The sequence below is a fragment of the Desulfotomaculum sp. genome (assembly GCF_982386235.1).
Genome location: NZ_CEVWQM010000013.1, coordinates 24,392 through 46,044, shown reverse-complemented (window position 1 = coordinate 46,044; position 21,653 = coordinate 24,392). Strand labels below are relative to the sequence as shown.

The window sequence follows — 21,653 nt, the reverse complement described above, 5'->3', positions numbered from 1 at the left end:
AAAAGAGCAGTTATTACATTCCGTAATAACTGCTTGTTTTATTAGCTGACCCTTTTATTGGATAGTTTAGAGCATTCGTAGAAGGCGTTGTGGGTACAGCCCATGCATTTATAGTAATTTATTTTGGTTAAAGCGTACGATATGGCGAGACCTGTGCCTCCAAAGAAATGGCTTTGACCAATCTTATCAAACAAACCGGAATTTCTTAAAACCTTTTCCGGCTGTGCTTTTAAGCCAGATATCAGGATGGTCCCTTTTTGTTTCTGAAAATGATCCACGATATGCTCTAAAGCCACTTGCGCCGTTGCATCCATTACGAAAACATTGCCCATTCTGAGGATTAATACCTTCGGTTTAGCGGCTAAACAATTGGTGAGGGTTTTTTCAAAGGTTTCCACTGCACCAAAGAAAAGCGCGCCATTGATGGTAAAAATACCGATTTGCGGGCAATCATGGATCGGGGTAACCACATCGGAGGTTACCTTTTCATTAGCGCTATGATCCGGTAAAACCTTTTGCACGGACATGGTATCACTCATGCGGTTGATAAATAACGCCACTGCCAGCAACAGACCAAATCCCACGGCGATGGTCAAATTCAAAAACACGGTTAACAAAAAGGTGGCAAAAAGAACTGCCGCATCACTTTTGGTGGTTCTTAATAAATGTTTAATTTCATGCAAACCACTCATATTCCAGGCCACCAGCATTAAGATGGGAGCCATGCTGGCTAAGGGTATTTTAGAAACCATGGGTGCTAACGCAAGAATTAAAAAGAGCACTGTCAAAGAATGAACCACAGCAGATACGGGGCTTGTGCCCCCACTTCTAATATTGGTGGCGGTACGGGCAATGGCACCGGTGGCAGCAATACCACCAAATAAAGGTGTAATTACATTGGCAATGCCCTGGCCAATTAACTCCCTATTGCTATCGTGCTTACTGCCAATCATTTCATCTGCCACCATGCAAGACAGCAGTGACTCGATACTGCCTAACATGGCGATGGTAAAGGCTGGCCCCATCATATTCACTACTGCATCCAGTTTAAGCTGGGGCAGATGAAATTCAGGTAAAGCCGCTGGAATTGCTCCAAATTTTGAGCCAATGGTATCAACTGCACCATTAAAAAAAAGTGATGCCACCAGGGTAGATGCCAGCAAGCCCACCAATGGACCGGGGATACTGGGAAAATACCTTTGTGTAATAAGCAAAAAAGAAAGACAAACCATTGCTACAACAATACTAGGCAGTTGGGTGGTGTGTATATACCTAGCTAGTTCGGAAATATTTTGCAGAAAATACTCATGCTTGACAACCCCCTGTAACCCAAGGAAAGTATCAATTTGTCCGGTAAAAATAATCACTGCGATGCCCGCAGTAAAACCAACTGTTACTGGCCTCGGAATAAATTTAATCAAGGTTCCCATCCGAGTAATACCCATGAAGATAAGCATAATACCTGATAACAAACCAGCCAACAGTAAATTCTCAAAGCCGTACAACATCACGATCGAAAGCAATACCGGTACAAAGGCCCCTGTGGGACCGGCAATTTGCACCCGTGAGCCACCAAAAATACCCACCAGTGCTCCGGCAATGATCGATGTATAAATACCATACTCCGGCTTTACCCCTGAGGCAATGGCAAAGGCCAAGGCTAGGGGAATAGCCACAACACCAACAATAATGCCTGAAATAATATCCTTACGTAATGCCTCTAAACTATAACCTTCCATGCGGCCAAAAAACTGTATTTTTGCTAACGACAATTGCTGCTCTCCCGACTGCATCTTCAAAACCTTCCTTTTTTTATTATTGAATAGATTTGAAAATGCCTTTAAGGTCCTTCGATCATGGTTATCATAGTTAACACCTCATCTGTAATTATGAAGAAGCATGATCCTATCATAACTCTAAGTCAGCAGAGCTTCAATCTAAGTGGTAATACCACATACCGCATTTGAGGTGTTTAGGTCTTGAATGCAACATTATCCCTGCTTATTTCTTTAAAATAGTTGATATTTCAAGAATTGTTTGCTAAATATTAAAATAGATTACCCCTTTCCACCACTTTGCCTTCTACAAGGACAATCACCTCATCCATTTGCTCTAACCCCATTAAATTGTGAGTAATGACCAGTGTCGTTTTTTCCTGCATTAGTTGGTAGAGGTCCTGCATGATCTCCTGCTCAGCCAGCGGGTCTATGCCGGTAGCCACCTCATCCAGTATCAGAATTGGCGCATTCTTTAAAATAGCTCTGGCAATGGCCAGACGCTGTCTCTGTCCCCCTGATAGTTTAAAACCACCTTCTCCGATATAGGTTTCATAACCTTCGGGCAAAGATAGGATAAAATCGTGAATTTTGGCCTTCCGGGCAGCACGAACCAGCTCTTCCCGGCTGGCGTCCGGCCGCGCCAATAATAAATTTTCCCTGATCGTGGTGTTAAACAAATGGGTACGCTGGGTCACAACTGCCAGCTGCTCCAGCAGTTTTTCTTGCTGGTAGTCCCTAATTTCTCTGCCGCCAAGCTTTAAGCTGCCCTCCTGGTAATCGAAAAAGCCCAGCAGCAGATTGACCAAGGTGCTCTTACCCGAGCCACTGGGTCCAATAATAGCCACTTTCTTCCCCTGGGGAACTGTAAAACTAACATTTCGCAATACCCAGGGACTATCTGCAGCATAGCGAAAACCGAGCTGGGAAACCTGTATGTCATACCCCTGGGGTGAAGTATTTTCTTGCCGGTTATGCGAATTAGGACCTGCCGGGCCAGTGATAGCAAGCAATCTTTGGGCAGCGGCCAAACTTTCTTGGAGGAATGGCAAAATTAGCGGTAAGGGAGTCACTGCTTCAAAACTGCTCAGGGCCACCAGGGCCAGCATGGCGATATCAATCCCCGCCAGTTCTCCCTGTTCCGTCTTTAGGATGGCCAGTACCAAAATGCTCCACATGGCCAGATTCATGCACAGGCCCGTTAAGGAATTGGCTAACCCATTGATTTTAGCTATACTTCCTTGCAGTTTTAACAACTTGGCCGTTTCCTTGGCCACTTTCTTAAGTTGCCTGCTCCGTTGACCAAAGGCCTCAATATCAGCCATCCCCTGGATGCTGTCCACTAGCAGTGCGTTTAGGTTTGACTTGGACTGCACAATTTCCTTGCCCCAAGGGCGGCTCCACCAGCCAATTAATAAAGGTGCCACCAGCCCAGCCATGAGAAAAAATAACAGTAGGAGGAAAGACATTCTTACATCAAACCAGGCTAAAAAATAACAGCTGACCATAAGAGTCAAAAGAGCCACCAAGGGCGGTGAAAGAACACGCAGATAGAAGTTTTTGAGCGTTTCCACATCGGTGACAATTCTGCTTAACAAATCCCCGCTATGGTAGTCCATTAGACGGCTGGGTGCCAGGGGTTCTACCTTTCTATAAAACCATACTCGCATACTGCTCAGGATGCGGAAGGTCACGTCGTGGGAAAAATACCTTTCCAGGTAGCGAAAAACGGCTCTGGCAATGCCAAAAAACCGCACCCCAACAATGGCCACCATTAAATCCAGTACCGGGGGATGCAGGGCCGCTCTGGTGATTAAGTACGCTGAAGTAGTAAGCAGTCCGATATTGCTGGCTACCGTAAAAAAACCCAATAGAACAGCCAGCAGCATAGGCCGCCAATGGGGCAGCACCAGCAAAAACAATTGCCGCAGGGGACTCATTCCTGACACCCCCTATAGGCCCTCACCAAGTCGTAATAAAGCTTTTTCTGCTCCAGTAGTTTTTGATGCCGGCCTTCTTCCACAATCCTGCCCTCATTTAAAACCAAAATATGGTTAGCGTCATAAATCGTCGCTAACCGATGGGCAATGATGAACACCGTTCTTCCTTCCATCAGACGCTTCATCGCTCCCTGCACAGCCAATTCGGTGGACAGGTCTAACCCGGCCGTGGCTTCATCCAAGACCAAGACAGGTGCATTTTTCAAAAAGGCTCTGGCTATGGCCAAACGTTGTGCCTGTCCCCCGCTAAGCTTTAGACCCTGTTCACCAACGGGTGTGTCATAGCCCTGGGGCAACTTTTCAATGAATTCCTGGGCACCAGCCCTGTGGGCAGCAGCCCTTACTTCTGCTTCAGTTGCTCCGGGCCTGCCGAACAAGATATTTTCTGCTACGGTACCATAAAAAAGATAGGGTGTTTGGGGTACTAGGGCAACGAGCTGACGCCATTCATGGCCAGCTAAACTCTCCAAGGGTAGACCATTAACCTGAATCAAGCCCTTGGTGGGTTGAATATAACCCATTAATAAATTAGCTAGGGTGGATTTCCCTGCGCCGCTGGGTCCCACCAGGGCAACCTTCTGGCCAGGGCCTAAATTGAAGGATACCCCCTTTACTATTTCTGCGGTTTGATCATAGGAGAAGTGAACATTCTCAAAGGAAAGGTGAATCTTTTGCTGATTGAGGTTAGCCCCTTGAACCTTTGCCGTGCTTGTCTGAACAGGCTGGTCAAGTATTTCAAAGATACGATTGGCGGCCTGCACACCGTTCATGCCCGCATGAAATTTTGCTCCTAACAACCGTAAGGGCCAATAAAATTCAGGGGCCAGTAATAATAGAAAAAAGGCCTTTTCAAAGGTAATACGATCATAGATCAGATTTAATCCCAGCCCAACTGCCACCAAGGCGGTACTGATGGTGGCCAGTAACTCCAACACCAAAGCAGAAAGGAAGGCCACCCTCAGTACTCCCATGGTGGTCTGGCGAAACTCCGCACTGATCCTGCCAATAACTTGGATTTGATCTTTGCTCCGGCCAAAAAGTTTCAATGTGGTCAAACCCTGCAAAACATCCAAAAAGTGTGCACTCATGCGGCTTAAAACATGCCATTGGCGTTTCGTTAAATGATCGGCCCATTGGCCAATCAAGATCATAAACAAAGGTATTAAAGGGGCAGTCAGAAGAAGGATTAAACCGGAAGTTCGATCAATGGGCAACACAAATAGCAGCACCGTCAGGGGCACTGCCACGGCCAGCGCCAGTTGAGGTATATAGCCGGCAAAGTAGTCTTCCAGTGCTTCAATACCTTCCACCAGTAGATTCGTTAATTCGCCGGTTCTTTCTCCCCTGACCTGGACCGGACCAAGCTGAAAAAGCTGTTCCAGCAGCCGCTGGCGCAACTCAGCTTTGATCCTGGCAGCCACCCGGTGGGCATTGATTTCGCTATACCAAGCCAGCAATGCTCTGATAAAAATTAAGCCCAACAAAATGATCAGTAAGGTTTGTACTTGGGCCAGCTGATATTGATTAATAAATACTTGACTAACGATACTGGCCAGCACCTTCGCTTGCCAAACCACGATTAAACCAGTAACCATCCCTAACCCGATGGTCAGTACTAGATAAAAGCGGGTTTTGCTGGCCTCTTTTAAAAGTCTTTTGTCAATCATGGGCCTTCTACACCTCTTAACCAGCCATCAGCCAAGTGCCGTGTGCTATAAGCTAAAACCTTTTATAGGCGGGCGGGCAATGCTCCCTCCGCTGTCATGTTACCTTGGAACAGCGTGTTTTGCAAGACCGAAAGGCCCTGTTTTGCTTATTTTTCAGGCTCCCCAACGCGCCTGTTTGGTCAAGAGGGGACTCCTATGATAGGCTGCACAGCTTTGTCATCGCTTTTTGAACATTCTCTCTATCGCCAAAGGCAGTGAGCCGGAAAAAACCTTCGCCCTGTGCGCCAAACCCGACCCCCGGTGTGCCCACGATACCCGCATTGGTCAGAAGATGGTCAAAGAAATCCCACGATGACAAGCCGCTCGGACATTTTAGCCAAATATAGGGCGAGTTTTCTCCTCCGACAAACCAAATATCAAGTTTGCGGAGTGTGTCGGCAATCAGCTGGGCGTTGTGCAAATAATAGGCGATGTTTTCTTTGATTTGCGCAAATCCTTCACTGGAAAAAACCGCCGCCGCACCCCGCTGCACAATATAGGGCACGCCGTTGAATTTGGTGGTCTGCCGCCGCAGCCATAGCTTGTTCAAGGACGTGTTATGGCGAACCAAGTCGTGAGGCACCACGGTATAGCCGCACCGCACCCCGGTAAAGCCCGCTGTCTTGGAAAGGGAGCAAAATTCAATGGCGCACTTCTTTGCCCCTTCAATCTGATAGATGCTGGTGGGCAATTTTTCATCTTGCACAAAGATTTCGTAGGCACTGTCAAACAGAATGACCGCATTTTGCTCCAGGGCATAGGTCACCCAGTTTGCCAACTGCTCCTTGCTGTAAACCGCGCCGGTGGGATTGTTCGGGGAGCAGAGATAGATAATATCTGCCTTTACTTGGCGATCAGGCATAGGCAGGAAGTGGTTTTCCGTGTTTCCGTTGACAAAAACAATCTGCCGCCCGGCCATCCTGTTGGTATCCACATAGACCGGATACACTGGATCGGGGATCAGCACGGTGTTATCCGTGCCGAAAATGTCCAAGATATTGCCAAGGTCGCTCTTGGCACCATCGCTGATAAAGACCTCGCTGTCGGCAAGAGCCACGCCTTTTCCTGCGTAATATCCGCAAAGAGCCTGCCGCAAAAAGGCGCAGCCCTGTTCCTCGCCGTAGCCGCGAAAAGTGGCGGCATCCCCCATCTCCAGCACGGCGGTGCCCATGGCCGCCACCACCGCCGGCACCAGGGGGCGTGTCACGTCGCCGATACCCAAGCGGATGACTTCCTTTTCGGGGTGCTGCGCCTTATATTCATTCACCTTTTTAGCGACCAGCGAAAACAGATAACTGTCCTCTAAATTTAGGTAATTTTGATTGATGTTCATAATCACCCTCCTTATTTCGCTTATATTTCTACCGTCCCATCAAACACTTTTTTGCATTCGCCGGTCATCAACACCGCATCATCTGTGTAGCGCACGGTAAGCTCTCCGCCGAGCAGTCGTACGATGATGTCGGTGTCTTTGTCGCAATGCCCGTTCAGCACCGCCGCCACGGTCGACGCACAGGCGCCGGTGCCGCAGGCCAGAGTTTCGCCGCTGCCGCGCTCCCATACCCGCATTTTGAGGTGATTTCGATCAATCACCTCCACAAATTCGGTATTCACCCGGTCAGGGAAGAGGGGGGCCGTCTCAAACAGCGGGCCGATTTGGGAAAGCCGCAAGCCATCCACAGCCTCGCAAAACACAACACAATGCGGATTGCCCATGGAGATACAGGTGATGGCGTATTTCCTGCCGTCGATTGCCGCTTCCGTCGCCACGATGCGGTCACCGGGAAGCTTCACGGGGATTTTTGCGGGGTTCAGTTCCGCCTTGCCCATATCCACCCGCACTGAGGATACAAAGCCGTTTTTGGTGTAAAGGGTCAGGTGTTTGACACCGGAGAGGGTTTCAATCGTCATCTCCGGCTTGCGGACCTGGGCATTATCGTACAGGTACTTGGCCATGCAGCGGATCGCATTGCCACACATTTTACCTTCGCTGCCGTCTAGATTGAACATGCGCATCTTCGCGTCGGCCACGTCGGAAGGCAGCATCAGCACGATGCCGTCACCTCCCACGCCAAAGTGTCGGTCGGAAAGCAGCACCGACAGCGATTCCGGCGAATTAATAGCCACGCCGCCGGTGGCGGCCTGGTCAAAGCAGTTGATATAAATATAGTCGTTGCCGCAGCCCTGCATTTTGGTGAATTTCAGTTCCATACGCTCACTCCTCAGCCGGTTAATGTCGATCAATTCGGTATTGATTTCGCTGTACCCGGAAAGCAAGCTGTCGGCCAGCGCGCCCGCCGTATCTACGGAGGTTAGGCACGGAATGCCCAGGGCACACGCCTTGCGGCGGATTTTCACATCGTCGTCGGCCGGGTTTCTGCCCTTTGCGGAAGTGGAAATGACATAGCTGACCTTGCCGCTCTCCAACAGCGCCGCCGTGTTGTTCGGAACACCCTCGTGGATTTTCCCGACCCTTTGGACGGCCAAGCCATGGCCGCTCAGATACCGCGCCGTGCCTTCGGTGGCGTAGAGCGTAAAGCCGCCTGCACACAGTTTTTCAGCAAGCACGGCGATTTCCGGCTTGTCACTATCCCGCACGGTAATCAGCACACCGCCGCGCTTTTCCAACCGGTAGCCCGCCGCCAACAGTCCTTTGTACAGTGCTTCCTTCAAGTTTTTGCCCAGACCCAGCACCTCGCCTGTGGATTTCATCTCCGGACCCAACTGGGTATCCACATCGGTGAGCTTTTCAAAGGAGAACACCGGCACCTTCACCGCGACATAGGGCGGGATTTTCGCAATCCCGGACGAATATCCCAGGGCGGCCAAGGTTTCGCCCAAGCTGACGCGGATAGCCAGTTCACACATGGGCACGCCGGTCACCTTGCTGATATAAGGCACCGTCCGCGAAGCCCTCGGGTTTACCTCAATCACATGGATTTCGTCCTGATACAGCACATACTGGATGTTGACCAGCCCCTTTACTCGCAGCGCCAAGCAGAGCTTTTGGGTCACCTGGAAAATCCGTCCGGCCAGTTCATCCTCAATATGCAAAGCTGGGTAAACGGCAATGCTGTCCCCGGAATGGATGCCGGTGCGCTCGATATGCTCCATGATGCCGGGGATGAGGACATCCACACCGTCGCAGATGGCATCCACCTCAATCTCCCTGCCCGACAGGTATTTGTCAATCAGCACGGGGTTTTCCTGCTGTTGCCGCAGGATGATCGCCATGTATTCCCGAATGTCGGCAGGCTCAAAGGCGATGATCATGTTCTGCCCGCCCAGCACATAAGACGGGCGCAACAGCACGGGGAAGCCCAGCCTCGCCGCAGCCTCCAGGGCCGCCGCTTCGCTGGTCACGCCAAACCCCCGGGGACGGGGTATCGCAAGTTCCTCCAGCAGTGCGTCAAACCGCCCCCGATCTTCGCAAAGGTCGATGCTGTCGGCGGAGGTGCCGATGATGGGGACACCGCACTGGTGCAGCCTTTTGGTCAGCTTGATGGCCGTACCGCCGCCAAATGCCACCACCACACCCACCGGCCTTTCGATTTGGATGATGTTCATCACATCCTCAATGCACAGAGGTTCAAAATAAAGCCGGTCGCCGGTGTCAAAGTCGGTGGACACCGTCTCGGGGTTGTTGTTGATGACAACAACCTCATAGCCCAGCTTTTTCAGCGTCCACACACAATGGACACAGGCATAGTCAAATTCGATGCCTTGTCCAATGCGGATGGGACCGCTGCCCAGTACCACGACCCGGGGCCTTGCCGACCGATTGATAAAGGGCAGTGCCTCGTTCTCCGCAGCCTTTTGAACAGAATAGAAATAGGGCGTTTTAGCGGCAAATTCGCCGCCGCAGGTATCCACCATTTTATAGCTGAGCGGTTTGGACGGAGCATCCATTTCCACAATGTTTTTCAGTCCGTGCAAGAACCAGCGGTCTACTTTGGTAATCAAATGCACCTCGTCTATGCCGATTCCCCGCCGAAGAGCCTCATACAACACAAACAGCCGCTGATCGGTGACCCGATGCAGGAGTTCCCCGATCTCCTTGTCGGTCTTTCCCGCCAGTCGAGGCAGTTCCAAGTTGTTCAGTCCAAGCTCTGCACCGCGCACCGCTTTGAGCAGTGCTTCCTCAAAGGTATCGGCCATGGCCATTACCTCACCGGTGGCCTTCATCTGGGTGCCCAAGTCCTTTTTGGCGTAGACAAATTTATCAAAGGGCCATCTGGGGAGCTTAACCGCCACATAGTCCAAGGTCGGCTCGAAGGCGGCGAAGGTGTTGCCGGTAACGGCATTGATGATCTCGTCCAGCCGATAGCCGATGGCGATTTTGGTTGCCACCTTGGCGATGGGGTAGCCTGTCGCCTTGCTGGCCAGTGCCGAGGAACGGGATACCCGCGGATTGACCTCAATGACGGCATACTCAAAGCTGTGCGGGTGCAGCGCAAACTGGCAGTTGCAGCCTCCCTCCACGCCGAGCGCCTGAATGATCTCCAGCGCCGCCGTGCGCAGCATTTGATACTCTCTGTCGGCCAGCGTGACGGCGGGCGCAATGACGATGCTGTCGCCGGTATGGACCCCCACCGGATCAAAGTTCTCCATGGAGCAGACGGTAATGGCATTGCCCGCTTTGTCCCGCATGACCTCAAACTCGATTTCCTTCCAGCCGGCAATGGATTTTTCCACCAGTATCTGACGGATGGGCGACAGAGCCAACCCGCCCCCGGCAATTTCCGCCAGCTCCGCCCTTGTCTGGGCAATTCCGCCGCCGCTCCCCCCTAAAGTAAAGGCGGGGCGCACAATGACCGGATAGCCGATTTCATCCGCAAAGGCAAGGGCCGTACCAAGCTCGGTGGCGATGACGGAGGGCACCACCGGTTGCCCGATTTTCTGCATCGTTTCCTTGAAAACCTGACGATCCTCCGCTTTGTCGATGGTTTCCGGCGAGCTGCCGAGCAGCCGCATCTTCATTTTGTCGAGAAAACCGTCCCGGGCAAGCTGCATACAGAGGGTTAAGCCCGTCTGGCCGCCCAGACCCGATAAAATGCTGTCGGGACGTTCCTTTTCGATGATGCGCTTGAGGGTGGTCAGGGTCAGAGGCTCAATATAGATTTTGTCAGCGATGTTTTTATCGGTCATAATGGTGGCGGGGTTGGAATTGACCAGTACGATTTCAATACCGTCTTCCCGCAAAACACGGCAAGCCTGGGTACCTGCATAATCAAATTCTGCCGCCTGCCCAATAACAATCGGCCCTGAGCCGATTACCAAAACCTTGTTGATGCTTTTATCCAGCGGCATATTTTTTGCCCTCCAACTTTTCTATGAATAAATCAAACAGGAAGACCGTGTCCTGCGGCCCCCCGCACCCCTCGGGATGGAACTGCACCGAGAATGCCGGAATCTGCTGATACCATAACCCCTCGCAGGTTCGGTCGTTGACATTGACAAACCACGGCTCGGCAACGCCTGTGTCAACACTCTCTCGGCTGACAGCGTAGCCGTGGTTTTGGCTGCTGATGTAAATCCGCCCCGTTTTCAGATTCTTCACCGGCTGGTTGGCTCCGCGATGTCCGTATTTCAACTTATAGGTCTGAAAACCGCTGGCTAGGGCAAGCAGCTGATGACCGAGACAGATGCCAAAAATGGGAATACCCGTCTGCAGCAGCACCTTTAGGTTTTCAAGTATGGCGATGTTTTCGGCAGGGTCGCCGGGACCGTTGCTAAGTATGATCCCATCCGGGGCCAGCCGGATTACCTCCTCGGGCGGTGTATGATAGGGGAGAACCCACACAGTACAGTTGCGTTTTAGAAGCTCCCGCTTGATGTTCTCCTTGAATCCGAAATCAAACAAAGCAACCGTATATTTTGTTTGGTCCGCCTTGTAAAGTGCCGGCACTGTGCAGGAAACACTTGGCACAGCATTCTGGATTTTGTAGGCGCGTATTTCCTCCGGCGGAATCTCGCCGGGCGGAGCGGCGGTGATTTTGCCATTCATCACGCCCTGCTCCCGGATGATCCTGGTGAGTGCCCTGGTGTCGATGCCGTAAAGCCCGACGATCCCTTTGTCCTTTAAAAAAGTGCCAAGATTGCCCTCGCTGCGGAAATTGGAGGGAACTTGGCACGGCGTTTTTACGATATAGGCCTTTGGGCCGCCAGAGACGCTTTCAAAATCAGAGGGGATGACACCGTAATTCCCAATGAGGGGAAAGGTCTGGAGGACAATTTGGCCATGGTAGCTTGGATCGGTAAGGGTTTCCAAATAGCCGGTCATGCCGGTAGTAAAAACAATTTCACCCGTCACTTCGCCCTCTGCGCCGAAGCTCTCCCCGGCAAAGACTGTGCCGTTTTCTAAAATTAAGTAAATTCCGCTCATTTTGTTTTCTCCTTCAAATTCCGCTGCTTCCCCGGGGCACTAACCCCAAAACGGTGCCTTCCCCCTGCGGTTTTTCGCTAATTTTCGTATGTTTTGAGGATCCCTTCCGCCACCGCTCTCCTGGTGGTACGCATATCCATGGCCTGCTTTTCAATATAGCGATGGGCTTCCTGCTCGCTCATGCTGAGATGCGAAATCAGAATACACTTGGCGCGATCGACAATGCGTATATCCTCAATTTTCTGCTTCAGCTTGCTGTTCTCAGACTGCATGGATTTCAATCTCAAACCCACTGATTTGGCCAGCCTAAGAGCCGCCCAAAACAATGTTCTGTTCATCGGCTTGGCAACGGTTAGAACCCCTGTCTGCTCGGTGAGCGCAGATACCTCTTCGAAGAATTCACTTTTCACCACGAGAATCACCTGGCTGACACCTTTGGACGCAATATGTCCGGCAAGGCTCTCTCCCGATTCGTCGCGAAGCGGCGCGTTAATCAGCACCAAATCAAAATCCCGCTCCAAAAGAAGCCGCCTTGCTTCGCCGCAGGTTCCCAGAACCACAATCTGCCCAATGGAGGCGGCGCGTAACATTTCCGTGAAAAAGGTGATGCTTTTTTCAGAGGAAGAAACAATTAGAGCGTTATCCATTGAGCCACCGCCTTTCTTGATCGGATTGGACCGCTATATAACGTTGAAATATCGATCCCGGTAAAATGCCTCCTTATTGGCTTCCCGAGCAAACGCAGCGGCCTCTGCCTTCTTAAAGGCAAGATATTCACCGAGCAGCGTCTCACCGACGACTTCCCGAACCAGGCTGCTGCTTTCCGCAAGGGCAATGGCTTTTTCCAGGCTGTCCGGGAGCAGGGCCATGTTTTTCGTAATGCTCTCAGCCGCTGTATACAGGTCGACATCAACAGCCGGCGGTAATGCAAGGCTTGCTTCAATGCCCGCCAGGCCCGCTGCCATAATCAAAGCGAAGGCGAGATACGGGTTGACGGCGGGGTCGGGCGATCGCAGTTCCATGCGCATACGTTCTCCCGTAGCTGCGGGAATCCGTACAAGCTGCGAGCGGTTTTGATGCGACCACGAAACATATTTGGGTGCTTCAAAGCTGCCGAACCGCTCGTAGGAATTGCAGAGTGGGTTGAGAAACAAGGTGATTTCCGGCGTTTTTGCCAAAACACCCGCCATAAAACTCTCGGCAATGTTGGAGTGACCTTGGGCCGTATTTTTGAACAGGTTCAGCCCATTTTGTGCGATGGAGAGGTTGACATGCAGTCCGCTGCCGGCTGATTGCGGCAAAGGTTTGGGCATAAAGGAAGCAAACAGACCGTTTCGTGCGGCAATTGCTTTTACCACCGATTTAAAGATCAGCAAATTATCCGCCGCTGTAAGGGCATCACTGAATTTGAAGTCGATTTCATTTTGTCCCGGACCCTGCTCGTGATGGGATGCTTCGGGAACCATACCCATTTCCTCAAGGCACAGGCAAATCTCGCGCCGGATATTTTCACCTTTATCAAGGGGAGCGATGTCAAGGTAGCCGCCCTTATCCAGCGTGATCTCGGTGGGGTCACCGTTATCATCGGTCTTAAAGAGATAGAATTCGCACTCTGCACCGATCTTACAGACATAACCTAACCGCTCGTACCGCTGGATCACTCTTTTCAGCAGATAGCGGCTGTCGTGGTTAAAGTCAGAGCCGTCCGGGTTTTTAATGTCGCAATAAAAGCGCACAACTCGGCCGGGGCCCGGTCGCCATGGCAGCACCGTAAGGGTGGCCGGGTCGGGGAACAGGAGCAGATCGGATTTTGTCACATCTCTAAAGCCCTTGATCGCATGTGCGTCAAAGGATATGCCATGTTCAAAGGCACCCGGCAATTGACCCGGCATAATCGCAATGTTTTTTTGTGTTCCAAAGGGATCGCAGAAGGACAGCCGAATAAATTTTACGTCATTTTCTTTGACAAACTGCAATACCTCACCCGCGGTAGCATTCACGTTGTTTCCCCTCCTTTAATTTGCGGTATAAAGCTGCTGATACGGATTTTTTGCGTTTGGTTTTAAAACATAATAGCTATCTTTTATCAGGTCATCGGCAGCCACGCCAAAAAGAGAGCAAAACTCAGACAGCAGCGGCAGGATTTCGCTCATCTCCTCCGGCCCGGCGATTTCAGCTGTAACCTGCACCGGTAATCCGGTAAGTTCCTTATTTGTGCGGATGAAAATGCGCCCTCCATGCATACCCGTGCCGGTGAAGTTGCCCACAGGGATGTCCTCCGTGCCGATCCCCAGCACCACAATCAAACCTCCCGCCAGATACTCGCCGAGAAAGCTGCCGACTTTGCCGCCCACTACGATGACCGGCTTTCTGTCCTGATACTGCTTCATATGGATGCCGGTGCGATATCCGGCATCGTCCCGAACAAAGATACTGCCGCCCCGCATCGCATATCCTAAGGCGTCCCCGGCGTTGCCGTGGACAATGATTTTACCATTGTTCATCGTATCACCCACCGCATCCTGGGCGTTACCCCGCACCTCAATGGTGGCTCCGTCCAGATAGGCCCCCAAGGCATTGCCCGGCGTACCGTGAAGGATAATGGTCTTATCCTTAAAGCCTCTGCCGATAAAACGCTGCCCGCAGCAATGGCTGATACAAACGTTGGCGGCGGCAGTTTTGATTTGCTCGTTCAGTTGCTTGAAATCCATGTTTGCAGCGGATATATCCATACGCCTACACCTCTACTCTCCCGCATACTTGATGCCCAATAGTTTGAGCTCCTTTTCGGTCAGTCCCACCCCGCGCAGCATGAGCCGATTGCCCCGCAAGCTCTCGATGGAATTAATTCCCATGCCGCCCATCATCTCCTTGATTTCGTGCCGCCAGGCGGTCAGGAGATTTACCAGGCGCTTAGATCCGGCTTGCGGATTCAGCCGTTTGACCAACTCCGGCACCTGGGTGGCAATGCCCCAGTTGCACTTACCCGTATGACAGCTCCGGCACAGATGACAGCCGAGGGCTAAAAGCGCCGCCGTTGCGATATAAACGGCGTCCGCACCCAGGGCAATCGCCTTTACAATGTCGGCGCTGCTGCGGATACTGCCGCCCACCACCAGCGACACATGGTCCCGAATGCCCTCGTCGCGCAGACGCTTGTCAACGCTGGCCAGCGCCAGTTCGATGGGGATACCTACATGGTCCCGGATGCGCGTAGGTGCGGCTCCCGTACCGCCGCGAAAGCCGTCAATGGCGATGATGTCGGCACCGCTTCTGGCGATGCCGCTGGCGATGGCCGATACATTATGCACCGCCGCAATCTTGACGATTACCGGCTTTTGATAGTTGGTCACTTCCTTGAGTGAAAACACCAGTTGGCGTAAATCCTCAATGGAGTAGATGTCGTGGTGGGGTGCGGGAGAAATTGCGTCGCCGCCCTCGGGGATCATGCGGGTGCGGGATACGTCGCCCACAATCTTGCTCCCCGGCAGATGTCCGCCGATCCCCGGCTTCGCCCCCTGCCCCATCTTGATCTCGATGGCTGCGCCGCTGTTTAGGTAATCGGGGTGAACGCCAAAACGTCCCGACGCAACCTGCACAATGGTATTATTGCCAAAACGGTAAAAATCCTCATGCAGTCCGCCCTCGCCAGTGTTGTAAAGGATACCGAGTTGCTCCGCCGCCCTCGCCAGACTTTCATGGGCGTTATAGCTGATCGAACCGTAACTCATAGCGGAAAACATCACCGGCATCGAAAGGGTGAGATGAGGGGCAAGGTTGTTCACAATCCGGCCCTTGGGGTCCCGCTGAATCTGTTGCGGCTTTGCGCCAAGGAATACCTTGGTTTCCATCGGCTCACGCAGCGGGTCGATGGAGGGATTGGTCACCTGTGAGGCGTTGAGCAGGATTTTATCAAAATAAACCGGGTAATTTTCCGGATTGCCCATGCTGGAAAGCAGCACACCCCCGCTGCCCGCCTGACGGTAAAGCTCCTTGATCGTCTTGCCGCTCCAGTTGGCATTTTCCTTATAGGTGTGATCGCTTTTTACAATTTTGAGTGCCCGGGTGGGACAGAGGGACACGCAGCGATGGCAGTTGACACATTTGGCATCGTCACAGGCCATTTTGTTTGCCTCCGGCAAAAAGGTATGTGCCCCATTGGCACACTGGCGCTCACAGACTCGGCACACCATGCACCGCTCGAAATCCCGAACCACTTCGTAATCTGGATAGAGAAAGTTAATCGCCATTACCGCTCACCTCCCTTCACACGAACAAGCACAGGTTGACCGCCGCCCGGCGACCATACCTTCGCCAAATTTGGTTCGATCATGCGGATCGCCGCTTCCTCGCTTGCGACGTAGACGATGTCGTCCTTTTCACCAACCACCATACTGCGCAGCTTGAGGCGGTCGTTCAGCGCCATTAGGCCGCCTTCGAAGCCCACAAGGATGGAGAATGGGCCGGTAATCAGTTGCGCCGCAAAGACATTGCGCAGATATTCGCTGGTTTCCCGCTCCTCCGGCGGCATCGCTTCGATGGTCTGCCAGAAGGGTGCGGCGATCACCGAGGCAATCTCGTCAAAGGCAAGGCCTTTCCTCCGGTGCAGATAGTCCACGATATAGGTAATAACCTCGGTGTCAGTTTGCAACGTGCATTTGTAGCCGTACATTTCAATGGCGCGGCGGTTGGCATCGTAAGAGGAAATCTCGCCGTTATGCACCACCGCATAATCCAGCAACGCAAAGGGGTGCGCACCGCCCCACCAGCCCGGCGTGTTGGTGGGATAACGGCCGTGCGCCGTAAAGCAGTAGCCCTCGTATTCCTCCAGACGATAGAACCTGCCCACATCCTCGGGGTACCCCACCCCTTTGAATACGCCCATGTTCTTGCCGCCGGAAAAGATATACGCTCCGTTAATTGTTGTGTTGACCCGGAACACGCACCGGGCCACAAACTCCCGCTCGTCAAGCTGGCTTTCGGCCAGTTTTGTGGGCAGCGGCGTTACAAAATAGCGCCAGATGAGCGGTTCATCCGTGATTTCCTTCATTCTTCTCGTGGGGATTTTGGACAGGTTGATGATATCAAAATGCCGCTCTAAAAATTCCTCACAGCTTTTTTTAGCTGCGGTATGCTCGTAAAAAATATGCAACGCATAATAATCCTTGTATTCAGGGTAGATGCCGTAAGCCGCAAAGCCGCCACCCAAGCCGTTGCTGCGGTCACGCATAACCGAAATGGACCGAATAATCGCCTCGCCGCTCATACGCTTGCCGGTTTTATCAATCAGCCCGGATATGGCACAGCCGGACGGTATTCTCACTTGACCTTCTTTCAAACTAAGACCCCCTAAAACATACAAAAAGGCGCTCATTACATCATGCAAGCAGTCAAAACCGGAGCGACCCAGTTTTTTATCTGCTTAACGCATGATCCAATGAACGCCTTTGTTCAGTAAACAGCGTACAACTAAATCACCCCTCTGTCAATACCTGTTTTAAAGTTTATTTTTGCATCCAGCCCAAACCCTATTCCATAGAATTGTCGGATAAAAACGGGGTTTATTGCAGGCGGGAAATCGGCTTCCCGCAAATTTTCGAAAATGTTATTGACAAACTGCTCTCAGGCGAATATCATAAGCACAACCAACAAAGGCGTTGGGGACGAAAGGTCCCCGGCGCCTTTGTTTTTTTTGTTTCAAAAATGATATTGGCTGTCGGATGTAAGACCGCCGGGATTGAATGATTGTAAGGGGGAATTGTTGTGAAGGACATTCCGAATCTGTTTGGCAGTATGGTGTTTAACGACACGGTCATGCAGTCCAGATTACCCAAGGATACCTACAAGGCATTAAAAAAGACCATTGCCCAAGGTACTCATTTGGAGCTGGATATCGCCAATGTGGTGGCCAACGCTATGAAGAATTGGGCTGTGGAAAAGGGTGCCACCCATTTCACCCATTGGTTCCAGCCCATGACCGGCATCACGGCCGAAAAACATGACAGCTTTATCACCCCTGCGAAGGATGGGCGGGTGATCATGGAATTTTCGGGCAAGGAGCTTGTACGCGGCGAACCGGACGCTTCCAGCTTCCCCTCGGGTGGCTTGCGCGCAACCTTTGAGGCCAGAGGCTATACCGTTTGGGACACCACCTCCTACGCCTTTATCAAAGACGGGACACTCTGCATCCCTACCGCCTTCTGCTCCTACAGCGGCGAGGCCCTGGACAAAAAAACACCGCTGCTTCGCTCTATGGAGGCCCTCGACAAGCAGGCACTGCGTATTCTTCGGCTGTTTGGCAACACAGAGGTGCGGCGGGTGATTACAACGGTTGGCCCGGAGCAGGAATACTTCCTCATTGATAAAGAGGTTTACTTAAAGCGCTCCGATTTGGTGTACACCGGTCGAACCCTGTTCGGCGCAAGGCCCCCCAAGGGTCAGGAGCTGGAGGACCACTATTTCGGCAGTCTCAAGCCCCGGGTAGCCGCCTTTATGCGGCATCTGGAGGAGGAACTATGGCAGCTGGGGGTGTTGGCCAAGACCAAGCACAACGAAGTGGCCCCGGCCCAGCATGAACTGGCTCCGGTTTTCAGCACCACCAACATCGCTACCGACCACAACCAGTTAACCATGGAACTCTTGAAAAGCATCGCCAACCAGCACGGCCTTGCCTGCCTGCTCCATGAGAAGCCCTTTGCCGGGGTCAATGGCAGCGGCAAACACAACAACTGGTCAATCTCCACCGATGCAGGCACAAACTTACTGGAACCGGGTGAAACACCCTATGAGAACGCACAGTTTTTGCTCTTCCTCGTTGCGATCGTTAAGGCAGTGGACGAATATCAGGATTTGCTGCGGGTATCGGTGGCCGGTGCCGGAAATGACCATCGGCTGGGTGCCAATGAAGCGCCGCCCGCTATCGTATCCGTTTTCTTAGGCGACGAGCTAACCGAGATTCTGGAAGCGATTGAAACCGGCGCAGCTTATCAAGGCAGACAGAAGCTGGAGATGGAAATCGGCGCAACCGTGCTGCCCCACTTCCCGAAGGACACCACCGACCGCAACCGCACTTCACCCTTTGCTTTTACCGGCAACAAATTTGAGTTCCGTATGCTGGGCTCCACCTTTTCCATTGCCGGGCCGAACATTGTACTCAATACCGCCGTAGCCGAGGTGCTGCGGAAATTTGCGGATAACCTGGAAAGGGCGGAGAATTTCAAAGAGGAGCTTACCACACTGATTCAGCAGACCATCCGGGAACACAAGCGCATCATCTTCAACGGCAACAACTACGCTGCTGAATGGGTACAAGAAGCGGCGAGACGCGGCTTGTCCAACCTGAAAACCACCGTAGAGGCGTTGCCGGCTTTCACAGCACCAAAGAGCGTGGAGGTTTTCACCCGCCATCAGGTCTTTACTGAAACCGAAATCCATGCGCGGTATGAGATTCTGCTGGAGGGCTACTGCAAAACACTGCACATCGAAGCGCTGGCCATGGCCGACATGGTGAAAAAGGAGATTATCCCTGCCTGTGTCGGCTATCAGGCTGAACTGGCACAGCTTCTTTGCCATAAGAAAGCGTGCGGCGCATATGACTGCACCTTGGAGGAACACCTGCTCGGCAAGATTTCCACGCTGTCCCTCTGTCTGCTTAAAAAGCTGGAGCTTCTGGAAACCGCCGCGTTGGAAACAAAATCCGAAAGCGATGCGCTGAACCTTGCGAAATTCTACCGGGGCAGCGTATTTGGAGCCATGTCGGAGCTGCGGTTGGTGGTCGACGAGCTGGAAACGCTGATTGCCAAAAAGCATTGGCCGTTCCCGACCTATGCGGATATACTTTACAGCGTAAACTGATTTTTACTCGCAATCGTTTTACGATGCACAAGGGCGTGTGTTTTATTCGCAGGCATCTGAGAATGTCGGAATAAAATGCACGCCCATTCTTTTATGCTCAATTTAATGGAGGGATTGATGATGGGAGACATGAACACAGGGGATATCACTTTTATCCTCATTTCAACGGTACTGGTATTTTTTATGACACCCGGTCTGGCACTGTTTTATGGTGGAATGGTCAAGCGCAAAAATGTTTTAAACACGATTATGTCCTCTTTCTTCATTTGCGGCCTGGCATCCGTTCTTTGGGTGGCCATTGGGTATTCCCTTTCATTCGGAAAGGATACGGGCGGCTTGATCGGCGATTTGAACTGGGCCTTCTTTCATGGGATTACCAGTGCGCCAAACCCAGATTATGCAGAAACCATCCCGCATACTCTTTTTGCTGCTTTTCAAATGATGTTTTCCATTATCACAGCAGCAATCATTACAGGATCGTTGGTGGAAAGAATGAAATTTTCAGCATTATTCTCTTTTATTGGCCTATGGCTCATCCTTGTATACTATCCTCTGGCTCATATGGTCTGGGGCGTTGGCGGCTTTATCAAGGGTCTGGGCGCTATTGATTTTGCGGGAGGAAATGTTGTTCACATCAGTTCCGGTGTATCTGGACTTGTGGCGGCCATGCTCCTTGGGAAGAGAAACAGTTATGGCATAACATCCGGCGGGCCTAATAATATACCATTGGTATTTATCGGCGCTTCCATCCTCTGGATCGGCTGGTTCGGCTTTAATGCCGGCAGCGCACTGGGAAGCGGCGAACTGGCAGTACATGCTCTGATTACAACAAATACTTCAGCCGCGGCGGCATTGCTCTCATGGATGTTGATTGAAAAAATCAAAAGCGACAAACCGAGTTTGCTGGGAGCGGCAACCGGCGCTATTGTAGGTTTAGTAGCAATTACGCCGGGTGCAGGCTTCGTACCGATTTGGGCTTCCTTCATCATCGGAGCGATTGCAAGCCCCTTATGCTTCTTTTCAATGAATTTCATAAAACCCAAGCTTGGCTATGACGATTCATTGGATGCCTTCGGATGCCATGGGATCGGTGGTATCTGGGGCGGCATTGCAACCGGATTATTTGCAAGCGAAAAAGTGAATGCAGCCTTAGTGGATAACGGTTTGATATTTGGTGAAACCAAGCTGATTGCGGCACAGTTGTTAGCCATGCTGATATCGATAGCGGTTGCCGCCCTAGGGACAATCGTTATATTATATGGGATTAAGGCGATGCTGAAAGTACTTCGAGTTTCTGCACAGGAAGAAGCGCAGGGACTCGATGTGACACAGCATGGAGAATCGGCGTATTCTGATTTTGCCATTACGACACCCCTTCTGGAAACGGAACATGGTCTTGCTGCGATCTCTTCTGTTAAAACGCATGTGTCCGCGTCCGCCCCGGTTGCACCGGAGGTTGCTATCCCTGTGGTGAATAAAGCGCACCCCGGTGCGAAAATGACGAAGGTTACAATTATCATAAACCCGTATCAATTCCCAACGCTCCAAGCCTCCTTGGAAAAAATGGGCATTACCGGCCTGACGGTGACAAATGTCCTCGGTTGCGGCATGCAGAAGGGACACACGGAATACTACCGCGGCGCACCGGTCAAAACAAAACTCTTACCCAAGGTACAGGTTGACATCGTCGTGTGCAAGATTCCAACGGAAACCTTTGTCGACAGGGTCAAGGAGGCGCTATATACAGGCCATGTCGGTGACGGAAAAATCTTCATTTACGATGTAGAAAATGTCATCAAAATACGCACAGGCGAGGAAGGTTATGACGCTTTACAAGATGAAGAATAACTGCAAGTTTCCCTTATAATGCGGGTTAATCTCTCAAAACTTAGAAAAAGGTCCGGCCTCCTGTCCAAAGACAGGAAGCCGGACC

The 21,653-nt window shown here is 51.7% G+C and carries 13 protein-coding genes and 1 pseudogene; 3 read left to right on the top strand and 11 right to left on the bottom strand.

Annotated elements, in window-relative coordinates; all coding sequences use genetic code 11:
* Positions 1–41: 41 nt before the first annotated feature.
* The 11 genes from AC1U9Z_RS09385 to AC1U9Z_RS09335 all read right to left on the bottom strand — a co-directional run bounded on the left by AC1U9Z_RS09385 (position 42) and on the right by AC1U9Z_RS09335 (position 17,240).
* Entirely contained in the window at positions 42–1,772 is a 1,731-nt protein-coding gene (locus AC1U9Z_RS09385) for a SulP family inorganic anion transporter (protein WP_479957236.1), read from the bottom strand.
* Positions 1,773–2,047: 275 nt separating this feature from the next.
* Positions 2,048–3,715 carry a thiol reductant ABC exporter subunit CydC gene (cydC, locus tag AC1U9Z_RS09380; RefSeq protein WP_479957233.1) on the bottom strand — a complete coding sequence of 556 codons (1,668 nt, stop codon included), beginning with the start codon at positions 3,713–3,715 and terminating at the stop codon, positions 2,048–2,050.
* On the bottom strand, positions 3,712–5,442 hold the full coding sequence (gene cydD / locus AC1U9Z_RS09375; protein ID WP_479957230.1) for a thiol reductant ABC exporter subunit CydD: 1,731 nt from the start codon (positions 5,440–5,442) through the stop codon (positions 3,712–3,714). Before cydD ends, cydC begins: the two co-directional genes overlap by 4 nt.
* A gap of 193 nt (positions 5,443–5,635) precedes the next feature.
* The gene (locus AC1U9Z_RS09370) at positions 5,636–6,814 is read right to left on the bottom strand and encodes an LL-diaminopimelate aminotransferase (RefSeq protein ID WP_479957227.1); all 1,179 of its coding nucleotides are present in this window, start codon (positions 6,812–6,814) and stop codon (positions 5,636–5,638) included.
* 20 nt (positions 6,815–6,834) lie between these two features.
* Positions 6,835–10,791, bottom strand: a complete 3,957-nt coding sequence (carB, locus tag AC1U9Z_RS09365) for a carbamoyl-phosphate synthase large subunit (protein WP_479957225.1) — start codon at positions 10,789–10,791, stop codon at positions 6,835–6,837.
* The gene (locus AC1U9Z_RS09360; protein ID WP_479957223.1) at positions 10,778–11,866 is read right to left on the bottom strand and encodes a carbamoyl phosphate synthase small subunit; all 1,089 of its coding nucleotides are present in this window, start codon (positions 11,864–11,866) and stop codon (positions 10,778–10,780) included. Before AC1U9Z_RS09360 ends, carB begins: the two co-directional genes overlap by 14 nt.
* A 77-nt stretch (positions 11,867–11,943) precedes the next feature.
* On the bottom strand, positions 11,944–12,513 hold the full coding sequence (locus AC1U9Z_RS09355; protein WP_479957220.1) for an ANTAR domain-containing response regulator: 570 nt from the start codon (positions 12,511–12,513) through the stop codon (positions 11,944–11,946).
* 33 nt (positions 12,514–12,546) lie between these two features.
* On the bottom strand, positions 12,547–13,866 hold the full coding sequence (locus AC1U9Z_RS09350) for a glutamine synthetase family protein (protein WP_479957218.1): 1,320 nt from the start codon (positions 13,864–13,866) through the stop codon (positions 12,547–12,549).
* A 15-nt stretch (positions 13,867–13,881) separates the two neighbouring features.
* Positions 13,882–14,598 carry a GltB/FmdC/FwdC-like GXGXG domain-containing protein gene (locus AC1U9Z_RS09345; protein ID WP_479957216.1) on the bottom strand — a complete coding sequence of 239 codons (717 nt, stop codon included), beginning with the start codon at positions 14,596–14,598 and terminating at the stop codon, positions 13,882–13,884.
* Between the two features lie 12 nt (positions 14,599–14,610).
* Positions 14,611–16,116, bottom strand: coding sequence for a glutamate synthase-related protein (locus AC1U9Z_RS09340; protein WP_479957214.1), 1,506 nt, complete (start codon positions 16,114–16,116; stop codon positions 14,611–14,613).
* Positions 16,116–17,240, bottom strand: coding sequence for a class II glutamine amidotransferase (locus AC1U9Z_RS09335; protein WP_479957269.1), 1,125 nt, complete (start codon positions 17,238–17,240; stop codon positions 16,116–16,118). Before AC1U9Z_RS09335 ends, AC1U9Z_RS09340 begins: the two co-directional genes overlap by 1 nt.
* 389 nt (positions 17,241–17,629) lie before the next feature.
* On the opposite strand from AC1U9Z_RS09335, the gene AC1U9Z_RS09330 reads away from it, so the two are divergent.
* The 3 genes and pseudogenes from AC1U9Z_RS09330 (at position 17,630) to AC1U9Z_RS09320 (ending at position 21,568) form a co-directional block, all read left to right on the top strand.
* On the top strand, positions 17,630–19,720 hold the full coding sequence (locus tag AC1U9Z_RS09330) for a glutamine synthetase III family protein (RefSeq protein WP_479957212.1): 2,091 nt from the start codon (positions 17,630–17,632) through the stop codon (positions 19,718–19,720).
* Positions 19,721–19,840: 120 nt separating this feature from the next.
* Positions 19,841–21,079 (top strand): annotated as a pseudogene (locus AC1U9Z_RS09325) (ammonium transporter); the annotation flags it as partial.
* A gap of 138 nt (positions 21,080–21,217) precedes the next feature.
* Positions 21,218–21,568 (top strand): P-II family nitrogen regulator, encoded by a 351-nt coding sequence (locus AC1U9Z_RS09320; protein ID WP_479957268.1) that lies wholly within the window; start codon positions 21,218–21,220, stop codon positions 21,566–21,568.
* Positions 21,569–21,653: the final 85 nt, after the last annotated feature.